Here is a 21,258-nt window from a genome sequence, read left to right on the forward strand (position 1 = left end):
ATGTTTGCCCCAGCCGCTGAAACTTTCCCTCTGACCGCTGCTCAGCGTGATATCTGGCTTGACCAGATCAGCCGTGGCGATTCTCCGCTTTACAACATCGGCGGCTACCTGCAACTGACCGGACCGGTTGACCCGGCGAATCTGCATCGAGCGTTGGAACAACTGGTTGCCGCTCACGAAAGCTTGCGCACAGTGCTGATGCCGGGAGCAGGGACGGATGGCTTGCCGCTTCAGTCATACGCTGCTGTCATGCCGCTGACCCTACCTTTACACGACTTCAGTGATCACCCCGAGCCGACCCGTGCAGCGCAAGCGCTGGTCAATGACCACATGCGGCGTCCATACGCACTGGGTGGCAGCCCACTGCTCGATTTCCGCCTGATCCGTCTTGCCCAGGATCAACACTGGCTGGTGGGCCAGGCCCACCATCTTATTCTTGATGGTTGGGGCTTCGGCCAGTTGTTCAAGTCCCTTGGCGAGCTTTACAGCGCATTGATGGCAGGTGAATGCCTTGAACTCAGTGCGCCAGGTTACCGAGCCTTCATTGCCGACGACGCGCAGTACCAAGCGTCGAAGCGCTATTCGCTGGACAAGGCCTATTGGCTGGAAAAATACCGTGAACTGCCGGAACCGTTGCTGGTATCGCGCTATCACAACCGTCGGGCGACAGATCCGGCGCCGTCCCATGCCTGGGTGCAGGCACTTCCCCAGGCATTGCATGTGCGCATGAAGCAATTTGCCGAGCGCCACAATGCGTCGGCGTTTCATGTCTTGCTGGCGGTTCTGCATGTCTATTTCACGCGCACGGCGCAACGCGACGAATGGATTGTGGGCTTGCCGTTACTCAACCGCAACGGCGCGCGCTTCAAGGCCACCCTGGGCCACTTCGCCCAGGTCAGTGCGGTGCGCATGGCCTTCGCCGACGGGCTGGACTTCGGTGCTCTGGTGGTCGAGGTCCGTGACGCGCTGAAACGCGACTTCCGTCATCAACGTTTCCCACTGAGCGAGCTCAATCGCAGCCTGGAATTATCCCGCGAGGAGCGCGCGCAGTTGTTCGAAGTCTCGGTGTCCTACGAGCTGGAAGACCACGATTACTGCTACGGCGAAGCTGAGGCACACACGGTAAAAGTCTCCAATGGCTATGAGGCGACGCCGCTGGCCATCCACTTGCGCACCAACAGCTACAACGACGATGCGGCGCTGCATCTGGTCCACCATCGCGCCTGGATCGAAGATACCGAAGCCCAGGCCATCGCCGGGCGTCTGCTGCACATACTGGAGCAGGGCCTTGAAAGCCCGACGCTCAAGCTTCAAGACTTCCACATTTCAGCGCCAGCCGAGCAATTGCAGATACAGGCCTGGAACCAGACTGAAAAAACTGCTGCCGACGAGCAATTGATTCATCGACGCATCGAGCAACAGGCACGAATCCGCCCATATGCGGTGGCAGCGGTTTATCAGGGGCAGCACCTGACCTACGCGCAACTCAACCGGCAGGCCAATGCGCTGGCCCAGCGCCTCATCTACCAGGGCGTACGGCCTGACGACCGGGTTGCCATCGTTTCCCGCCGTAGCCTGGAGACCCTGGTCGGGCTGTTGGCGGTCCTCAAGGCTGGGGCTGCCTATGTGCCCATCGACCCGTCACACCCACGCGAACGTTTGCATTACCTGCTCAGCGACAGTGCGCCGGTGGTGGTGTTGACGCTATCAACGCTGATCGACCGTCTGCCACCGCTGGCAATGCCGCTGATCGAGTTGGACCACTGCACAGACAGCGAGGGGGCTGACAACAATCCGCAGGTAGCGGGGCTGAGCAGTGACAATCTGGTTTACGTGATCTACACGTCGGGCTCCACCGGTCAGCCGAAGGGCGTGATGGTGGAGCATCGTACGCTGGCCAATCTGGTTGACTGGCATTGCAGTGCGTTCGATGTGAAGGCGGGCAGTCATACGTCCAGCCTCGCCGGCTTCGGCTTCGATGCAATGGCCTGGGAGGTCTGGCCGACCCTGTGCGCTGGCGCAACCCTGCACCTGGCCCCGGTTCAGGACAGCGGGGAGGACATTGAAGCGATGCTGAACTGGTGGCGTGCCCAGCCGCTGGACGTCAGCTTCCTTCCGACTCCAGTGGCTGAGTACGCCTTCAGCCAGGACGAAGAACATCCGACCCTGCGCACTCTGCTGATCGGCGGCGACCGCCTTCGTCAATTTGTTCATAACCGCCGTTATGCGGTGGTCAACAATTATGGACCGACCGAAACGACGGTAGTCGCCACCTCTGGCCAGATATTGGCCAACGGCTCGCTGCACATCGGCGGCCCCATCGCCAACACACGGGTTTACGTGCTCGATGAGCAGTTGCAGCCAATGCCCGTGGGCGTTGCCGGTGAGCTTTACATCGGTGGCGCAGGCGTTGCGCGCGGTTACCTGAACCAGCCGCAATTGACCGAAGAGCGGTTTGTCGCCGACCCGTTCAGCGATGTCGAACAAGCGCGTATGTACCGCAGCGGTGACCTGGTGCGCTGGAACGCCGACGGGACCCTGGATTATCTGGGGCGCAACGATGATCAGGTGAAGATTCGTGGCATGCGCATCGAGCTGGGAGAAATCGAGGCGATGCTGGCCAGCCTGGAGGGTGTCAAGGATGCGGTGGTACTGGTTCGCGACTTGCAGCTGCTGGCCTGGTTCACTGAAACGTCTGCGGTCGACACCGACGCACTGAGCCCTGCGATGCGGGCGCGACTGCCGGGTTACATGGTGCCGCGCGCGTTCACGCGTCTGGCTTCACTGCCGCTGACGGCCAACGGCAAGCTTGACCGTCGCGCGTTGCCTGACCCGGACCCGGCGTACCTGCTGGGGCAAGCCTATGAGGCACCTAAGAGCGAGGTGGAGATCGCCATGGCGACCATCTGGGCGCGAGTCCTGGGTGTGGAGCGGGTAGGGCGACACGATAACTTCTTCGAATTGGGCGGTCATTCCTTGCTGGCCGTGAACCTGGTCGAGCAACTGCGCAAGGCGGGGCTGATGGCAGATGTGCATGCGCTGCTCAGCCAGCCGACACTGGCTGCTCTGGCCGCTTATCAGCAAGATGCTCAGGCATTCAAGGCACCTGCAAACCTTATCCCGCCAGGGTGTAACCGGATCACACCGCAGATGTTGAGCCTGGTCTCGCTTGAACAATCGGCCATTGATCGTATTGTCGCCAGCGTGCCGGGCGGTGCTGCCAACGTGCAGGAAATCTACCCGCTGGCACCGTTGCAGGAAGGCATTCTTTACCATCATCTGACCGCCGGGCAGGGCGATCCGTACCTGTTGCAATGGCGTCTGGCGTTCGACACGCCGCAGCGCCTATGCGCGTGGGCCGATGCGTTGCAGCACGTTATCGACCGGCACGACATTCTGCGCACCTCAGTGGCCTGGGAGGGGCTGGAAAGCCCGCAACAGGTGGTCTGGCGCAACGCTGAACTGACCGTACAGGCTATCGAGTTCGATGCCGACGAGGAAACGGCGATCATCGACCGTCTGCAACGGCGCTTTGACGCCCGTCACCATCGACTGGACCTGTCACAGGCACCGTTGATGCGTCTGGTGCATGCCCATGAACCGGCAAGCGGAGAAACAGTCGCCATTTTGCTGTTCCATCATCTGGTTCTTGATAACACCGCGATGGAAATTGTCAGCCGCGAGATGCAGGCGTTGCTGTTCGGCCAGCGTTCTGACCTAAGGACGCCGGTGCCTTATCGTAACTATGTAGCGCAAGTGCGGCTGGCCAGCGATGAGGCCGGTCACAGCGCATTTTTCAGCGAAATGCTTGGTGATGTCGAAGAACCGACCTTGCCGTTTGGCATACAGGACGTGCGTGCCGACGGCAGTGGCATAGAGGAGGATCGACGGTCACTTGACCACGCCCTGGCCCTGCGACTGCGCGAACAGGCGCGGCAACTCGGTGTGAGCGCGGCAAGCCTGATGCATCTTGCCTGGGCGCGGGTCCTCGGGGTGCTGGCCAACCGTCGGGACGTGGTGTTCGGCACCGTATTGTTGGGGCGCATGAGCGGTGAGGGGGCTGATCAGGCACTCGGCGTATTCATCAATACCCTGCCACTGCGGGTCGATACGGCGCTGACCACTCGGGCGGCCGTCAAAGCCGTCCATTCGAAGCTGTCTGCACTGATCGCTCACGAACAGGCTTCGCTGGTGCTCGCTCAAGGCTGCAGTGCCGTTGCATCAGGTTCGCCGCTGTTCAGTGCACTGCTCAATTACCGCCACAGCGCTGACGTAAAGCCGCAGGACGGTGAAGGTCTCTGGCAAGGCGTGCGGGTGCTCGGCGGCGATGTGCGCAGCAACTACCCGTTGACGCTCAGCGTGGACGATCTGGGTGAAGGCTTCGACCTGCATGTCTTGGCGCTGCAAGGCATGGGCGCCGAGCGCATCGCTGGCTGGGTGCTCAACACGCTGACGCATCTGCTGGAGACGCTGGAAGAGGCGCGGCCACTGAAGCTGGAAAACGTTTCGATTCTCGACGCCGAAGAGCGCAGCCATTTGCTGCTCGATTTCAACAACAATGAACAGGGCTTTGTGCAGCACTGCACGGTGAATGCGCTGATCGAAGCGCAGGCCGCCAGTCGACCCGACAGTCCTGCGGTGATTCAGGGCGGTAACGTCCTGACCTACGCGCAGCTGAACGAGCGTGCCAATCACCTGGCTCACCATCTGATTGGTCTGGGTGTCACAGCAGATGAGCGAGTCGCATTGTGTCTGCACCGTGGCCCGCAGCGGCTGGTCGCCATGCTGGCGGTGCTCAAGGCCGGTGCTGCGTACGTGCCGGTAGATCCGGTCTACCCGGCAGAGCGCATTGCTTACCTGCTGGAGGACAGCGCACCTCGCGTGGTCCTGACCGAAGATTCGACGCGCGATCTGGCGGGCGATACAACGCAGTTGAACATCGAGCAGATTAACTGGCTTGAAGCGTGCGCCAGCAACCCGTCGGTAGCGGGCTTTGATGAGCATAATCTGGCTTACGTCATCTACACCTCCGGTTCCACCGGCCAGCCCAAAGGCGTCATGGTTGAACACTGCACGCTGGTCAATCTCGTGCACTGGCATTGCCAGGCGTTTGATCTGCAGGCTGGCAGTCATACGGCGAGCGTGGCGGGTTTCGGGTTTGACGCCATGGCCTGGGAAGTGTGGCCCGCATTGTGTGCCGGTGCCGTACTGCATCTGCCACCGGCACAGGTCGGCAACGAACACGTGGATGAGCTGCTTGACTGGTGGCTGGAGCAGCCACTTCAGGTCAGTTTCCTGCCGACTCCGGTGGCTGAACAAGCATTCAGACGCCCTCGTCAGCATCCGACTCTGCGCACGCTGCTGATCGGCGGCGACCGTTTGCGTCAGTTTGACCGCGACCCGGGTTTCGCCGTGATCAACAACTATGGCCCGACCGAAACCACCGTGGTGGCCACCTCTGGCGTAGTAAAACCGGGTGGCTCGCTGCATATCGGAGGTCCGATTGCCAATACCCGTGTTTACGTACTGGACGGGCAGTTACAGCCCGTACCTGTGGGTGTCATCGGCGAGCTGTACATCGGCGGCGCAGGTGTTGCACGGGGCTATCTGAACCGGCCGCAGATGACCGAAGAGCGTTTTATTGCCGACCCGTTCAGCGACAAGGCGCAGGCACGTATGTATCGCAGCGGCGACCTGGTGCGCTGGAACGCCGATGGCAGTCTGGATTACCTGGGGCGCAACGATGATCAGGTGAAAATTCGCGGCATGCGTATTGAACTTGGCGAAATCGAGGCGACCCTGGCCAGTCAGGCGCAGGTCCAGGATGCCGTGGTGCTGGTGCGCGGCGAACGTTTGCTGGCCTGGTTTACCGAAAACTCACCCGTCACCCCCGATGTCCTGCGCGAAGCGCTGCGCGCGCGCCTTCCCGCGCACATGGTGCCGCTGGCCTTTACACGCCTGGACACGCTTCCCTTGACCAGTCATGGCAAGCTGGATCGCAGTGCCTTGCCGGACCCTGAACTGGAAGAACTGAGCGGGCAGGCCTACGAGGCACCGCAAGGCGAAACAGAGACCATCATGGCCGGTCTCTGGGCGCAGGTGCTGGGTCTGGAGAAAGTCGGACGGCACGACAACTTCTTTGAACTGGGCGGTCATTCGCTGTTGGCGGTCAGCCTGGTCGAGCGCCTGCGCAATGCGGGCCTCAGCGTCGATGTACGGGTGTTGCTCGGCCAACCGACCGTTGCCGCTCTGGCCGCATCGGTAGGCAAAGGCCGTGAAATTTCTGCGCCTGCCAACCGCGTTCCAGCCGGTTGCACGCACATCACGCCGGATCTGCTCAGCCTGACACAGCTCGATCAGACGACCATCGAGCGTATAGTCGCCACGGTGCCTGGCGGCGCGGCCAACGTGCAGGAGATCTACCCGCTGGCACCGTTGCAGGAAGGCATTCTTTATCACCACCTGACCGCCGAGGAGGGCGACCCGTACTTGCTGCAATTGCGCATCAACGTCGACAGCCCGGAGCGCCTGGCGGCGGTGGCCGACGCGCTGCGCAAGGTCATTGCCCGGCATGACAGCCTGCGCACTGCAATCGTCTGGGAAGGACTGGACATGCCGCAACAGGTCGTCTGGCGCCAGGCTGATCTAGTTGTCGAGCGTGTATCGCCAGCGCAAATCGATGCGCCCGCAGGCTCGGCACGCTTGAACTTGAGCTGTGCGCCGCTGATTCGTCTGGCCTACTGCCCGGACGCAACGGGTTCTGGCCTGTCTGCAACGCTGATGTTCCATCACATCGTGGTGGACGCCACTGCGCTTGAGGTCATGCGTGAGGAAATGCTCGCCCACCTGCGCGGCGAGTCTGGTCCAATGCAGCCCGCCGTGCCTTATCGCAACTATGTGGCGCAGGCGCGTCTGGGTGTCAGCGAAGCGGAGCACGAAGCTTACTTTCGCGAGCAACTGGGCGATATCGACGCGCCGACGCTGCCATTCGACCTGCGCGACGTGCAGGGTGACGGCAGCTCCATCGAGCACGCGCAGCAGGTGCTGCCTGATGCGCTTCTGCAAAGCCTGCGCGGCCAGGCTCGGCAACTTGGGGTCAGTGTCGCCAGCCTGCTTCACTTGGCATGGGCGCGCGTTCTGGCTGCGGCCACCGGCACTGACCGGGTGGTATTCGGCACTGTCCTGCTGGGTCGTTTGCAGGGCGGTGCGGGTGCCGACCGCGGCATGGGCATGTTCATCAACACACTGCCACTGCGAATTGATCTGGGTAACGTCGGTATACGTGAAAGTGCACGCGCTACTCACGCCCGGCTTGCGGCGCTGCTCGGTCACGAACATGCGTCTCTGGCTCAGGCCCAACGCTGGAGCGGGGTGGCCGCGCCCTTGCCGTTGTTCAGTGCGATTCTCAACTACAGACACGCCGCAGGCCAGGCCCGTCAGGATGCGCAGCTCGATGCGTGGCGCGGTCTGGAAATTCTGGCAAGCGAGAAGCACACCAACTATCCGTTGAGCCTCAACGTCGATGACCTGGGCGATAGCCTGCGCCTGAGTGTCACCGTGCCACCTCAGGTGGGTGCGCAACGTATCTGTGGTTATGTGCAACAGGCGTTGACAGGCATCGTTGACGCGCTTGAATGCCAGCCGGATCTGCCGGTGCAGCATCTTTCTGTGCTGAACGCCGAAGAGCGCCAGCGTTCGCTGGTCGACTTCAACGCTACGACGGTTCATCACGATCTTCAACAAACCCTGCAAGGGCTGTTCGAGGCGCAGGCGGTGCGCACGCCGCAGGCTGTTGCCCTGCGCGCCGGGCGTTCGCAGCTGAGCTATCGACAGCTCAACGAACAGGCTAACTGTCTGGCCCATCACCTGATCGATCTGGGTGTGCGGCCCGATGATCGCGTAGCGATCTGTGTCGAGCGCGGCCTGTCGATGGTCGTTGGCCTGCTGGCCATTCTCAAGGCCGGTGGCGCGTACGTGCCGCTTGACCCGGGCTACCCGCGCGAGCGCCTGCAATACATGGTCAAGGACAGTGCGCCGGTGGCTTTGCTGGTGCATGCAGGCACGCGCAATCTGCTCGACGATGAACACACCCTGCGGGTCGACCTGGACAGCTCGACCTGGGACATGCAGCGCGGTGATAACCCGCGTGTCCCCGGCCTGATGCCGAATCATCTGGCGTACGTGATTTACACCTCGGGCTCCACCGGCACGCCCAAAGGGGTGATGGTCGAGCATCGTAACGTCAGCAATCTGGTGCAGTGGAGTTCGCGACTGTGCCCACCCACAGCGGCCAGCGCATTGTTGCAAAAGACGCCGATCAGCTTTGACGCCTCGGTCTGGGAGATTTTCTGGCCGTTGAGCAGCGGTATCCCGCTGGTGCTGGCCCGCCCTGACGGCCAGCGCGATCCTGCGTATCTGGCGCAGTTGATTCAGGAGCGTCAGGTCAGCGTGGTGCAGTTTGTTCCGGTGCTGTTGCAGCAGTTTCTCGACCTGCCGCAAAGCAGCCAGTGCCTCAGCCTGACCGACATCGTCTGCGGCGGTGGCGAGCTGACCATCGCCCTGGCCGAGCAGTTACGCAAGCAACTGCCGCAGGCACGCCTGCACAACGTTTATGGCCCGACCGAAACCACGGTGGATTGCAGTGTCTGGACACTGGAACCCGACCAGGCCGTGCCGGAAAGTGCTTTGCCTATCGGTTGCCCGATCAGCAACACGCGATTGTATGTACTCGATGCCTATGACCAGCCTGTACCCTTGGGTGTTATCGGTCAGTTGCATATCGGTGGTGCCGGGGTAACCCGTGGTTACCTGAACCTGCCGCAAGCTGACGCCGAACGCTTTATCGACAGCCCCTTCGTGGCGGGTGACCGGCTGTACCGCAGTGGCGATCTGGTGCGTCAGCGGGCGGATGGCAACCTCGAGTTCCTCGGCCGCAATGACGATCAGGTGAAAATCCACGGGCTGCGTATCGAGCCTGGCGATATTCAAGCCTGCCTGATCCGTCATCCGGGGATTGAACAGGCCGTCGTGCTGGTTCGCGACGAGCAGCCGGGCGGCCAGCGGCTGGTGGCCTATTACACCGGCACACCACTGCCGGTCGAGACACTGCGTGAGGCGCTGCGTGCGCAGCTGCCGGATTACATGGTGCCTGCACTGTTCGTGCACCTGGACGCCATGCCGCTGAGCCCCAACGGCAAGCTGGACCGCAAGGCTCTGCCTGCGTCCGGCGGCGATGCGCTACTGACCCGCCCTTATGAGGCACCGCAAGGCGAAACCGAAGCCTTGCTCGCCAGACTCTGGAGCGAGCTGCTCGGAGTCGGGCAAGTCGGACGACACGACAACTTTTTCGAACTGGGCGGGCACTCGCTGCTGGCGGTGAACCTGACTGCGCGCCTGCGCCAGGAAGGCATCGAGGCCGATGTCCGGGCGCTGTTCGAACAACCTACGCTGGCAGGCTATGCAGCCATCACAGAGAGCATGGAGATAATACTGTGAGCATCAACGAACTATTGGCGGCACTCAAAGCTCACGCTATTCACCTGACGGTCAAGGACGGACAACTGGTTGTGCAGGGCAATCGCCGTGCATTGACCGAAAACGGTCTGCTGGAGCACCTGCGCGAGCACAAGCCGGCGCTGATAGAACTCATCGAACAGGGCGATTACCAGAACAGCAAACGCGGCGCACTGACGTTGCCCGCCAATGGCATTCCTCAGGGCTGCGAGCAAATCACTGCGCAGATGCTGACGCTGGTGGAGCTTGATCAGGCAACCATCGACCAGTTGCTGGACGCAATACCGGGAGGTGCCGCCAATGTGCAGGACATCTACCCGCTGGCTCCGCTGCAGCAAGGCATTTTGTACCATCACGTTACCGCCACTCAGGGCGACCCGTATGTGATGCAGGTGCAATTCGCCTTTTCTGATCAAGCGCGTCTGAAGGCATTCGCCCAGGCGCTGCAAACCGTCATCAACCGGCATGACATTCTGCGCACCTCAGTGCACTGGAACGGTCTGGAAACCCCGCTGCAAGTGGTCTGGCGTCACGCTGAACTCAAGGTCGATACCTCGCCGAGCGCCGAAGGCATGACCATGGTGCTGGGCCAGGCACCGCTGATGCGTCTGGTCTGCCATGAGCCGGCGCAAGGTCAGGGGATGCAGGCTACGCTGCTGTTCCACCATATCGCCATGGACCACAGTGCGCTGGAAGTGGTGCGTCATGAAATACAGGCGTGCCTGTCGGGGCAGGCCGGGCTGCTGGGTGTACCGGTACCGTTCCGCAACTATGTCGGGCAGGCGTTGCTGGGCGTCAGCGAAGAACAGCATGAAGCGTTCTTCCGCGACATGCTCGGCGACCTCGATGAACCGACCCTGGCGTACAGCCTGCAGGATTTGAGCGGTGACGGCGATGAGCTCGAAGAGCACAGTGTCACGCTTGATCTGCTGCTGTGCCAGCGCTTGCGCGCTCAGGCGCGGAGCCTGGGAGTAAGCGTCGCCAGCCTGTTTCACCTGGGCTGGGCACGGGTGCTGGCAGGCCTTGCCGGACAATCGCGAGTCGTCTTCGGTACTGTACTGATGGGGCGCTTGCTGGGTGCCGAGGCCACGGAGCGGGCGCTGGGCATCTTCATCAATACCTTGCCGCTGCGTCTCGATCTGGACGATCAAGGCATACAAGCCGCAGTAAGGGTAACCCACCAGCGCCTGACCGCACTGATGCGCCATGAACACGCACCACTGGCACTGGCCCAGCGTTGCAGCGGGGTGCAAGCGCCGACGCCGTTGTTCAACGCCTTGCTCAACTATCGTCACAGTTCACCAGCGCAGGCTTCCGGTGAAACATGGCAGGGCATTGAGGTGCTGCATGCTCAGGAGCGCAGCAACTACCCGCTGGTACTGAGCGTCGATGATCTGGGCGAAGCGTTTGGCTTTACTGCACAAACTACCGCAGGTATCAGTGCGCAAAGCATTTGCGCTTACATGCAATGGACCATGGAAAGTGTGCTCGATGCGCTGGAGCAGACGCCGCAGATGCCCGTCGATCAGCTTGATATGGTGCCCACCAGCGAGCGAGCGCAGCTTCTGCTCGGCTTCAACGACAGACATGCCGACTATGAACGCCGGCTGACGATTCACCAGCGCATCGAACACCTGGCGGAGCAACAGCCTGATGCGATCGCCGCGCAGGTGGGCGAGCAATGCCTCAGTTACAGCGAGCTGAACGCGCATGCCAATGCGCTCGCCCAGCACTTGATCGGCATCGGCGTACAGCCCGACGATCGCGTTGCCGTGGTTGCACGACGCAGCCTAGAGACGCTGGTCGGCTTGCTGGCCGTACTCAAGGCCGGGGCGGGCTACGTACCGGTTGACCCGGCGCATCCGGATGAGCGTATCGTCTATTTGCTGACTGACAGCGCACCGGTTGCGGTATTGACGCAACAGGCATTTGTGGAACGTCTCAACGGCGTTTCAGGGTTGCAACGGCTGGAAGTACCGCTGATCGACCTTGACCTGGCGAACTGGCCGCAACAGCCAGGCAACCCGCACATCGACGGGCTCAATTCGACTCATCTCGCCTACGTGATCTACACCTCGGGCTCGACCGGTCAGCCCAAGGGCGTGATGGTCGAGCACCGGACGCTGAATAATCTGGTCGACTGGCACCGCGCCGCCTTCGATCTGCGCGCGGGCCGTCACACCGCCAGTGTGGCGGGTTTTGGTTTCGACGCCATGGCCTGGGAAGTCTGGCCAGCCTTGTGCGCCGGGGCGGCGTTGCACCTGCCGCCTGCCGAGATCGGCAATGAACAGCTCGATGCGCTGCTTGACTGGTGGTTGACCCAACCGTTGCAGGTCGCATTTCTACCTACGCCTGTTGCCGAGTACGCCTTCAGTCGCAACCTGCGTCACCCGACCCTGCGCACGCTGCTGATCGGCGGCGACCGTCTGCGCCAGTTCCATCGTGATCCAGGCTTCGCAGTGATCAACAACTACGGCCCGACCGAGACCACCGTGGTCGCCACCTCAGGCCGCCTGTTCCCCAATGGCAGCCTGGACATCGGCAAGCCCATCGCCAATACCTCGGTTTATTTGCTGGATAACCGCCAGCAACTGGTCCCGCTGGGTGTGGCAGGCGAGCTGTACATTGGCGGCGACAGTGTCGCTCGCGGTTACCTGAATCAGCCGCAACTGACTGCTGAACGCTTTCTGCGCGACCCTTTCTCCGGACAACCACAGGCGCGCATGTACCGCACCGGCGACCTGGCACGCTGGAACGCAGATGGCACGCTGGAGTACCTGGGCCGTAACGACGACCAAGTGAAGATTCGTGGCGTGCGCATTGAACTGGGTGAAATAGAAAGCCAGCTCGGCCAATTGCCAGGTATCGAGGAAGCGCTGGTCCTGGCTCGCGAAGATGAGCCAGGGCAACCGCGCCTGGTGGGTTACTTCACTGAACGTGCAGACGCTCCCACCACCACAGTAGAGCAATTGCGTACCGCGCTGCTGGCCCGCCTGCCGGGTTATATGGTGCCCGGCGCATTGGTACGACTGGAAAGCTGGCCACTGACGGCCAACGGCAAGGTCGACCGCCGTGCATTGCCAGTCCCCGACCGCGATGCGCTGTCAACCGGGGAATACCAGGCACCGCAAGGTGATCTGGAGAACGCACTGGCTCAGATCTGGAGCGAATTGTTACAGGTCGAGCGGGTAGGGCGTCATGACCGGTTCTTTGATCTGGGTGGCCATTCGCTGTTGGCCATGCGTATGGTTTCTCAGGTGCGCCAGCGTCTGTCACTTGAGCTTGCCCTTGGCGACCTGTTTGCCGACAGTTCGCTGATCGCGGTGGCGCACTGCCTGACGGCTGCCGCGCGCAGCCAGTTGCCTGCCATCGACGTGCAGCCACGCACCGGCCCTGTTCCGCTGTCGTCTGCTCAGCAGCGCATCTGGTTCATGGCGCAAATGGAAGATGCCAACAGCGCCTACAACATCTCATTGGGCCTGAAACTGAGCGGCCCGCTGGACAGCCGTGCCTTGACGCGTGCGCTGGAACGCATTGTCGCCCGCCACGATAGCCTGCGCAGCCAATTCAGCCAGGAAGACGACAAGGCCTGGGTGCAGGCAGCGTCCGCCACGGTAGTGCCCGATATTGGCTGGCAGGATTTGCGTGGCCAGGACGCAGGGGCCTTACAGGCGGTAACAAAGGAAGAGGCAGCGCAGCCCTTCGATCTGCACCGCGACCTGCCGATTCGTGGTCGCTTGCTGTGCCTGGCTGAAGACCGTCACGTTTTGCTGCTGACCGTACACCACATCGTTGCCGATGGCTGGTCGCTGGGTGTTCTGACCCGTGAACTCACCGCGCTCTATCAGGCGTTCAGTCAAGGCCAGGATGATCCGCTGCCTGCGCTGACGCTGCAATATGGCGATTACGCAGTGTGGCAGCGCAACTGGCTGGATGCCGAACGGTTGAGCCATCAGGGCGATTACTGGCAGCAGGCACTGGCGGGTGCGCCGGTATTGCTGACCTTGCCCACTGACCGTCCACGGCCTGCGCATCAGGACTATACCGGGGCCAGTGTCACGCTGGAGCTCGATCCGCGCCTGAGCAGCGACCTCAGGACCTTCTGCCATGAGCAGTCGGTGACACCGTTCATGCTGTTCATGGGGGCCTGGGCCGCATTGCTGGCGCGGTTATCCGGCCAGGAGGAAGTCGTCGTCGGCATGCCGGTTGCCAACCGCCGCCATGCCGAAATCGAAGGCCTGATCGGTCTGTTCGTCAATACCCTGGCCGTGCGTGTCGATACCTCGGGCGAGCCGGATGCTGTGACGCTGCTGGCCCGCATCAAGGCCCGCGTGGTGGCGGCGCAGGACCATCAGGACCTGCCTTTCGAGCAGGTGGTGGAGCGCTTGCGACCGCCTCGCAGTCTTTCGCATAGCCCTTTGTTCCAAGCATCACTGACCTGGGACGGCAGCCAGGGTCTGGATTTGCAACTGGGCGACATGCACCTGGAACCGCTGGAAGAGCAGGCCGCTTTCGCAAAATTCGACCTGGCGCTGAGCGTCGGCGACAGCGCCGATGGTTTCCGCTGCATCGTGGAATATGCGACAGCGCTGTTTGACCGCAGCACCATCGAACGCTATCTGGGTTACCTGGAGGCGATATTGCGCGGCATGATCACCGACAGCCAGACGGTCGTGAACCACATTCCGCTCTTGTCGGGTAGCGAGCGTCGGCAGTTGACCGACGGTTTCAATGCACCCGATGCGGTTTACCCGCAGGGGCTGACCCTGCACAGCCAGTTTGAAGCACAAGTGCAGCGCACGCCGGATGCGATTGCCGTAACGTTCGAAGATACATCCTGGAGCTACGCGACACTCAACGCCCAGGCCAATAAAATTGCACATCGCCTTATCGGCATGGGCATCAGTGTCGATGACCGTGTTGCCATCTGCACGCAGCGGAGCCTGCAAATGATCGCGGGCCTGCTGGGCATTCTCAAGGCCGGTGGCGCCTATGTGCCGCTGGACCCCGCTTACCCACTCGAGCGTCTGGCCTACACCCTCGGCGACAGCGCGCCAGTGGCGTTGTTGAGTCAGCGGTCAGTACAGCACGCCCTGCCGGTGTCAGATGTGCCGGTAATCAGTCTCGACGATGCCGATTTGCAGGACGAGTCCGTCTCTAATCCGCAGGTGCCGGTAAAGCCCACTAGCCTGGCTTATATCATCTACACCTCGGGCTCAACCGGTCAGCCCAAGGGTGTGATGATCGAACACCGCAACGTTGCACGGCTGTTTTCGGCCACCGAAGACTGGTTCGGTTTCAACGAACAGGATGTCTGGGCACTGTTTCACTCATTCGCCTTCGACTTCTCGGTCTGGGAAATATGGGGCGCATTGCTGCACGGCGGCCGTTTGTTGATCGTGCCGCAACTGGTCAGCCGCTCGCCGGAAGACTTCTACAACCTGCTGTGCAGCGCAGGAGTTACGGTGCTCAACCAAACGCCGAGCGCGTTCCGGCAACTGATCGCTGCCCAAAACGAGAACGAGCAGGCGCACTCGCTGCGCCAGATGATTTTCGGCGGTGAAGCGCTCGAAACGGCGATGCTCAAGCCGTGGTATGCACGCAACGTAAACGCTGGCACGCAACTGGTGAACATGTACGGCATCACCGAAACCACGGTGCATGTGACCTATTATCCATTGCAGACCGAAGACGCCATGCGTGTCGGTGCCAGTCCTATCGGCAGGCGCATTCCCGATTTGCAGATGTATGTCCTCGACGCCCGCGGCGAGCCTGTGCCGGTAGGTGTGGTTGGCGAACTGTATGTTGGCGGTGCCGGTGTGGCGCGGGGTTATCTGAACCGTGAAGCGCTCACGGCCGAACGTTTCCTCGACAACCCGTTCAGCACTGCACCGGATGCGCGCATGTACCGTACCGGCGACCTTGGACGGTGGATGGCCGACGGTAGCCTGGAATACATGGGCCGTAACGACGAGCAGGTCAAGATTCGCGGGTTCCGTATTGAGCTGGGTGAGATCGCGTCTCGCCTGAACGATCATCCGGATGTCATCGACGCTGTGGTAGTGGCACGCGAGGATGTGCCGGGCGACAAACGACTGGTTGGCTATTACACCTGCGGTGAATATAAAACCGGGCTGGATATCGAGCAGTTGCGTGCCTGGCTGTCGGGGCTGCTGCCCGAATACATGGTGCCTGCGGCGTTTGTAAGGCTGGCCAGCCTGCCAGTCACGGCGAACGGCAAACTGGACCGCAAAAGTTTGCCGGCACCGGATCGCGACAGTATCGCCAGCCGTGCCTATGAAGCGCCGCAGGGTACGATCGAAATCGCCTTGGCCAGCCTCTGGGCCGAATTGCTGCATGTGGAGCAGGTTGGGCGTCAGGATAACTTCTTTGAACTGGGCGGCCACTCATTGCTCGCCGTGACCCTGATTGCGCGTATGCGTCGTCTGGACATGCGTGCCGACATTCGTGTTCTGTTTGTTCAGCCAACACTGGCAGCGCTGGCTGACGCCGTCGGTCGCGACACTGAAGTCAAAGTGCCGGCCAACCTGATCGATGCGCACTGCCAGCGCATTACACCCGAACTGCTGCCATTGGTAGCGCTGGATCAGCCAGCCATCGACCGTATCGTTGCGAAGGTGCCGGGCGGTGCCGCCAATGTGCAGGATATTTATCCGCTGGGCCCCTTGCAGACAGGCATTCTTTACCACCACCTGACCGCCGGGGACAGCGATCCCTACCTGTTGCAGCCGCAGTTCGCATTCGCCGACGTGTCGCGGCTGAACGCTTTCTGCGATGCATTGCAGCGGGTGATCGAACGCAACGATATGCTGCGCACCGCGTTGTTCTGGGAAGGTTTGCAAACGCCGGTGCAGGTGGTCTGGCGTCAGGCTCCCATGCTCGTTCAAGAGACAGCGTTGCACGACCTTTTCAATGCCCCACGCATGGACCTTACTCAGGCACCGCTGCTGCATCTGGTCTATGCCCATGACCCCGCCAACCACAGGATTGCGGCGGTTCTGCGTTACCACCATGTAATCATGGACCATATTGCCCTTGATGTACTGAGCCATGAATTGCAGGCCGTACTGCTGGGCAACGAAGCTTCGCTCGCAGCGCCCGTGCCGTACCGAAATTACATCGCCCACGTCCTGCAAGGGCCTGGCGACGAGGCCCATCAAGCGTTCTTCCGCGAGCAGTTGGGCGATGTCGATGAGCCGACCCTGCCTTACGGCCTGGTAATGGCATCGGCAGATCAGATTCCTGGCGAGGCCCGACTCACACTGGACATCGACCTGTGCCATCAGGTTCGTGATCAGGCAAGGCAACTGAGCGTCAGCGCCGCTACTTTGATGCACCTGGCCTGGGCTCAGGTCCTGGGGCAGTTGTCCGGGCGTGAAAGCGTGGTATTCGGCACCGTACTGCTTGGACGGTTGCGCGGTGGCGAAGGCGGCGAGCGGGCCTTGGGTGTGTTTATCAACACCTTGCCGCTGCGCATGGACCTGGGCGGGCATTGCGCGCGCAGTGCGGTCCTCGACCTGCACGCTCGTCTGGTCGGCATGCTCACCCACGAGCATGCTCAGTTGGCACTGGCCCAACGATGCAGCGCCTTGCCGGCTGGCGCGCCGCTGTTCAATACGTTGCTCAACTACCGCCACAGCGCTGTGCCTGAGGTTGATGACCAGGCAAGCAACGCTGCATGGCAAGGGATTGAGGTCGTGCATGCAGAAGAGCGCAGCAACTACCCGCTGACCCTGTGTATCGATGACTTCGGCGATGCGTTCAGCCTGACTGCCCAGACTGCGCCGGGTATTGATCCGCAACGGATTTGCGCCTATGTGCAACAAGCTCTTGTCCATTTGGTGCAGGCACTGGAGCAGCAATCGGAAACGGCTTTGATCGAATCATCGGTGCTGCCGGAGGCTGAACACACGCTGTTGTCGGCCACGTTCAACAACACCCGTCGTGAATACCCCCGCGAGCAGCTCGTGCATCGCCTGTTTGAGCGCCGTGCTGCGCTGCATCCGCATGCAGTGGCTGCCGTGCATGGCCGCCGTTCGCTGACTTATGGGGAGCTGAACGAACGTGCCAACCACCTGGCCCATTACCTGCTGGGGCAAGGTGTGAAGCCCAATGAGCATGTGGCGATTCTGCTGCCTCGCTCGCTGGAACTGGTGATCAGCCAGTTGGCGATCGGTAAATGTGCAGCGACCTACGTACCACTGGACGTCAACGCGCCTGCCGAGCGGCAGCATTACATGCTCGATGACTGCCAGGCGAAATACGTGTTGACGCAGAGCGCCATGTCGACAGCCTCATCCGTGCGGCGTATTGATCTGGACCGCCTGACTCTCGACGACCAGCCTGCGCATGATCCGGGCCTGCCACAGGCCTCTGATACAGCGGCTTACGTCATGTATACCTCTGGTTCGACGGGGGCGCCAAAAGGCGTACGTGTCGCCCATCGCGGTATCACCCGACTGGTATTGAACAACGGTTATGCCGACTTCAACGAGCAGGACTGCATCGCCTTTGCCTCCAATCCGGCGTTCGATGCAAGCACCATGGAAGTCTGGGGTGCGTTGCTCAACGGCGGGCAGTTGTTGGTGATCGAGCACACCACGCTGATTGACCCGATGCGTTTCAGCGCGGCCCTGCGTCAGGGCAATGTCAGCGTGCTGTTTTTGACCACCGCGCTGTTCAACCAGTACGTGCAACTGATTCCAGAGGCACTTGGGGGTCTGCGCCTGCTGCTTTCAGGCGGAGAGCGCGCAGACCCGGCCAGCTTCCGCAAACTGCTTGCCCAGGCACCGGGTCTGCACCTGCTGAACGCTTACGGCCCCACCGAGACAACCACCTTCGCCACTGCCTGCCAAGTACGAACGCTGGCCGATGAGGCCGAGTACGTGCCTATCGGTCGACCCATCGGCAACACCAGTGTTTACGTGCTCGACGCTCATCAGCGCCTGACACCGCTGGGAGCTATCGGCGAGCTTTACATCGGTGGCGACGGTGTGGCGCTGGGTTATCTGAACCGCCAGGATCTGACCGACGAGAAGTTTATTGCCGACCCGTTCAGCGATCAGCCTGGCGCCATGCTGTACCGCACCGGCGATCTGGGTCGCTGGCTGGATGACGGCCAACTGGAATGCCTGGGACGCAACGACGATCAAGTGAAAATCCGTGGCTTCCGTATTGAGCTGGGCGAAATTGTCAATTGTCTGCACCAGTTGCCGGGGGTCAGAGAGGCCGTTGTTCTGGCTCGTGAGGACGAGCCGGGCAATGTACGTCTGGTTGCCTATTTCACCAGCCAGCCGGAGTCCGATGCCCCCGGGCCGGAGCAAATGCGTGCGCATCTGCAGGCCAACCTGCCTGAATACATGGTTCCGGGAGCCTATATAGAGCTGACCGCGCTGCCGCTGACTGCCAACGGCAAACTTGACAGCCGTGCGCTGCCCAAACCGGATCACTCGTCGCTGCTGGGGCTGGCCTACGAGCCACCGCAGGGAGAGATTGAAGTGGCTCTGGCGCAGATCTGGGCGGAAGTTCTACAGATTGAACAGGTAGGCCGCCACGACCACTTCTTCGATCTGGGTGGGCATTCCTTGCTGGCCATGCGCATGGTGTCGCAGGTGCGTCAACAGATGGGCATGGAGTTGCCGTTGGGCGAGCTCTTTGCGCTGGGTGAGCTGGCTGCCGTCGCCAGTGCGCTGGCCGGTGCCGGGCGCAGTGAACTGTCGCTGATCCTGCCTGCACCGCGTGATCAGTCGTTACCGCTGTCGTTCGCCCAGCTGCGCTTGTGGTTCCTGGCGCAGATGGAGGGTGGCAATGAGGCGTACAACATCCCGCTGGCCCTGCGCATACAGGGCTTGCTGGATGTAGCTGCGCTGACCGCTGCGGTATCACGGATCGTCGAGCGCCACGAAACCCTGCGCAGCCGGTTCATCGCCTGCGAAGAGGGCGCAGAGGTGGTGTTTACTGCGCCTGCGGCCATGCCGGTCCTGCATGTTGAAGATCTGCGTCAAATGCCGGAAACACTGGCCGAACGTGTTGCTGTAGAGGCCACCGCAGCGTTCGATCTGACGCGTGGGCCACTGATCCGTGGCTGCCTGCTACAGGTGGAAGACGAGCAGCATGTGTTGTTGCTGACGGTGCACCACATCGTCGCCGACGGTTGGTCGCTGGGCGTGCTGACTCGCGAGTTGCTCGCGTTGTACCCGGCATTGCATCAGGGCAAGGACGATCCCCTGCCAGCTTTGGCTATTCAATACGCCGACTATGCGGTATGGCAGCAGGGCTGGATGAGCGGCGAGCGCTTGCAACATCAGGCAGCCTATTGGCGACAAGCCCTGGAAGGCGCACCGACGCTACTGACGCTGCCTGCCGACCGGCCCCGCCCGGCGCAGCAGGACTTCGCCGGTGCCAGCCTGAACGTGCGGCTGGACGGGCCACTGACGGCAGGCTTGCGAGCGCTGGCGCAACGGCAAGGCGTCACGCTGTACATGACCTTGCTGACCGCATGGGGCGCATTGCTGGCGCGTCTTTCCGGTCAGACCGAAGTGGTGGTCGGCAGCCCGATTGCAGGACGCGGTCGTGCGGAGCTGGAAGGGCTGATCGGGCTGTTCGTCAACACCCTGGCCGTGCGCATCGATACAGCCTCGGCGCTGACCGGTAATGCATTGCTGGCACAGGTCAGGGAGCGGGTACTGGAGGCTCAGGATCATCAGGACCTGCCATTCGAGCAGGTGGTGGAAATTGTCCGGCCGACCCGCAGCCTGGCTCACTCCCCGTTGTTCCAGACCACGCTCAACTGGCTGGCCGGGGAAACCTCGTTACCGGACATGGACGGTTTGTCGCTGAGCGTGGTCGAGCAGGAGAGTCAGGTCTGCAAGTTTGATCTGTCGTTGAACCTCGGCGAGCAGGATGACTCGCTGTTTGGCACGTTGGAATACGCAACCGCGCTGTTCGATGAGCCCACGGTGCAGCGCTATTACGGCTATTTCGAACAGTTGCTGCATGCGCTGGTGAATAATGAAAACGCGGTGCTGGGTGATATTCCGCTGGTGGGTCCGCAGGAACGTGAGTACCTGCTCGAGAGCCTTAACGCCAGCGCGGTGAGTTTCCCGCAAGGTCAAACCGTTCATGGCCTGATCGAAGCTCAGGCCGCACGTCAGCCTGAAGCAGTCGCTGCCCGGGTTGGCGAGCAGTCGCTGAGCTACGCAGAGTTGAACCGCCAGGCGAACAGCCTTGCCCATTATCTGATCAGCCTTGGCGTGCGCCCGGACGATCGGGTGGCGGTGGTTGCGCGCCGCGGGCTGGACACGCTGGTGAGCCTGCTGTCGATCCTCAAGGCCGGTGCCTGCTATGTACCGGTGGATCCGGCGTATCCCGATGAACGCCTTGGCTACTTGCTGACCGATAGCGCACCGGTGGTGGTACTTGCTCAACAGACCTTCATCGCACGCCTGCCAGCGTTGGCGGTGCCGGTGATTGCGCTTGATCGACCCGAGTGGCCGGCGCAGGCGGATAATCCGCTGGTGGCGGGGCTGACGTCCCGCGAACTGGCTTATGTCATCTACACCTCGGGCTCGACCGGGCAACCGAAAGGCGTGATGGTCGAGCATGGCACCCTGGCCAACCTGGTGCATTGGCATTGCCAGGCATTCGATCTGCACGCAGGCAGCCACACTGCCAGTGTTGCCGGTTTCGGCTTTGACGCAATGGCCTGGGAAATCTGGCCGGCAC

At 61.6% G+C, this 21,258-nt stretch carries 2 protein-coding genes (1 of these 2 running past the window's edge); both read left to right on the forward strand.

Annotated features, from left to right (window positions below):
- On the forward strand, nt 1-9,495 hold the full coding sequence (locus RYB66_RS07220) for a non-ribosomal peptide synthetase (RefSeq protein ID WP_316894134.1): 9,495 nt from the start codon (nt 1-3) through the stop codon (nt 9,493-9,495).
- Nucleotides 9,492-21,258, forward strand: the 5' portion of a protein-coding gene (locus RYB66_RS07225; RefSeq protein WP_316894136.1) for a non-ribosomal peptide synthetase. 6,020 nt of this gene lie beyond the right edge of the window; the window shows 11,767 of its 17,787 coding nt (coding positions 1-11,767); the start codon lies at nt 9,492-9,494; the stop codon falls past the right edge of the window. Before RYB66_RS07220 ends, RYB66_RS07225 begins: the two co-directional genes overlap by 4 nt.

Origin of the sequence: Pseudomonas syringae group sp. 243L2 (assembly GCF_032587875.1) — a bacterium.
GTDB classification, from domain to species: Bacteria; Pseudomonadota; Gammaproteobacteria; order Pseudomonadales; family Pseudomonadaceae; genus Aquipseudomonas; species Aquipseudomonas amygdali.

Excerpts from the sequence above, each read along its gene's own strand:
- RYB66_RS07220 (WP_316894134.1), top strand. The coding sequence starts at position 1 with ATGTTTGCCCCAGCCGCTGAAACTTTCCCTCTGACCGCTGCTCAGCGT.